At 63.2% G+C, this 2106-nt stretch carries 1 protein-coding gene; it reads left to right on the top strand.

What is annotated here, in order from left to right; all coding sequences use genetic code 11:
* Window positions 1–665: 665 nt before the first annotated feature.
* Window positions 666–2106 (top strand): dihydroxy-acid dehydratase (gene ilvD / locus IC66_RS0122925; RefSeq protein WP_038949169.1); only part of this gene is annotated, 1441 nt, incomplete at its 3' end.

The raw sequence follows: 2106 nt of genomic DNA, 5'->3' as shown, positions 1-2106 counted from the left end.
AAAGCTCGGGCGAAATCCGCCGCGAGGACGCGAAGACGTGTCTACGATTTAAATGCAGGTTGGAGGAGTGCCGCCACCTCATACTCCGTCATTGCCGAGCAGGAGAGAGCCTACGTCAAACTCTCGTCTCGTGCCCCGGACGCAGCGCAGCGCCCCGGCGATGCGAAAACATCGTCCGGTGCGCTGCAGAGCCGGGGCCCATGTCTCCGCGAGCGCTATCTGCGGTTTCTGGGTCCCGGCTCTGCGCCGCAACGCTCGCGCGTTGCGACTTGTCCGGGATACGGGAGGGAGTAGCCAACGAGCGGAAGGGCACACCGACTCACTTTCGCACGCCTGGTCGCCGAGGAGGAGTTGGGCGCAGTGTGCGTGCCACAAAATCTGAAGTTGTGGATCGTCATCTTCCTGAGGGTATTGCAGTAATCCAACCCGTGTCTTCCCGGTAACGATTGTGCTGTCTCCGCAACACTCATCCCGGATTTAACCCTCATCACCGGCGGTTCGCATCGCCGCCGCTTTTTGGCCACACCCGAACATGAATAAAATCACTCTAATGTTTTACGGGCAGCGGCGGTCTTCGAAGGGCCACGAGAAAATCCCAAGGTCGATTCAAATCTTGGCTCTGATTTTTCGGGTCTGAAAGGGTTGACCGAGGAAACTGGGTTGCGATGAACGCGAAGACCGACATCAAGCAGAGGCTGCCGAGCCGTCACGTGACGGAAGGCCCTGCGCGCGCGCCGCATCGGTCCTATTTCTACGCCATGGGTCTGACCACCCAGCAGATCCACCAGCCTTTCGTCGGCGTTGCCTCCTGCTGGAATGAGGCCGCTCCCTGCAACATCGCCCTGATGCGCCAGGCGCAGGCGGTGAAGAAGGGCGTGGCGTCAGCCGGCGGCACCCCGCGTGAGTTCTGCACCATCACCGTCACCGACGGCATCGCCATGGGGCATGACGGCATGCGCTCCTCGCTGCCGTCGCGCGAATGCATCGCCGACTCCGTCGAGCTGACCGTCCGCGGCCATGCCTATGACGCCCTGGTCGGGCTCGCCGGCTGCGACAAGTCGCTGCCGGGCATGATGATGGCCATGGTCCGCCTCAACGTGCCCTCGATCTTCATCTATGGCGGCTCGATCCTGCCCGGCACTTTCCGCGGGCAGCAGGTCACCGTGCAGGACATGTTCGAGGCCGTCGGCAAGCATTCGGTCGGCGCCATGTCGGACGAAGACCTCGACGAGATCGAACGCGTGGCGTGCCCCTCGGCGGGCGCCTGCGGCGCGCAGTTCACCGCCAACACCATGGCGACCGTGTCCGAGGCGATCGGCCTCGCACTGCCTTACTCGGCCGGTGCCCCGGCCCCCTATGAAATCCGCGACGCCTTCTGCATGACCGCGGGCGAGCAGGTGATGGACCTGATCGCCCAAAACATCCGGCCGCGCGACATCGTCACCCGCAAGGCGCTGGAGAATGCCGCCGCCGTGGTCGCCGCCTCTGGCGGCTCGACCAATGCTGCGCTGCACCTACCGGCGATCGCGCATGAGTGTGGCATCAAGTTCGACCTGTTCGACGTTGCCGAAATCTTCAAAAAGACACCATATGTCGCGGATTTGAAGCCGGGTGGCCGTTATGTCGCCAAAGACATGTTTGAAGTAGGTGGCATACCGCTTCTGATGAAGACGCTGCTCGACAACGGCTTCCTGCACGGTGATTGCCTTACCGTCACGGGCCGTACGATCGCCGAAAACCTCAAGAGCGTGAAGTGGAATCCGCACCAGGACGTGGTGCACCCGGCAGACAAGCCCATCACCGTGACAGGCGGTGTGGTCGGTCTGAAGGGCAATCTGGCGCCAGAAGGTGCGATCGTGAAAGTCGCGGGAATGTCCAACCTCAGGTTTACCGGTCCGGCCAGGTGCTTCGACCGCGAGGAGGATGCTTTCGAGGCGGTCCAGAAGCGCACCTACCGCGAAGGCGAAGTCATCGTGATCCGCTACGAGGGGCCCAAGGGCGGCCCCGGCATGCGGGAAATGCTCCAGACCACCGCGGCGCTGACCGGCCAGGGCATGGGCGGCAAGATCGCGCTCATCACCGACGGCCGCTTCTCGGGCGCCACCC

Source organism: Bradyrhizobium genomosp. III, assembly GCF_000261705.1.
GTDB lineage: Bacteria > Pseudomonadota > Alphaproteobacteria > Rhizobiales > Xanthobacteraceae > Bradyrhizobium > Bradyrhizobium ottawaense.
Note: the sequence above shows the minus strand (reverse complement) of the source record. Positions and strands in the feature narration are given on the sequence as shown.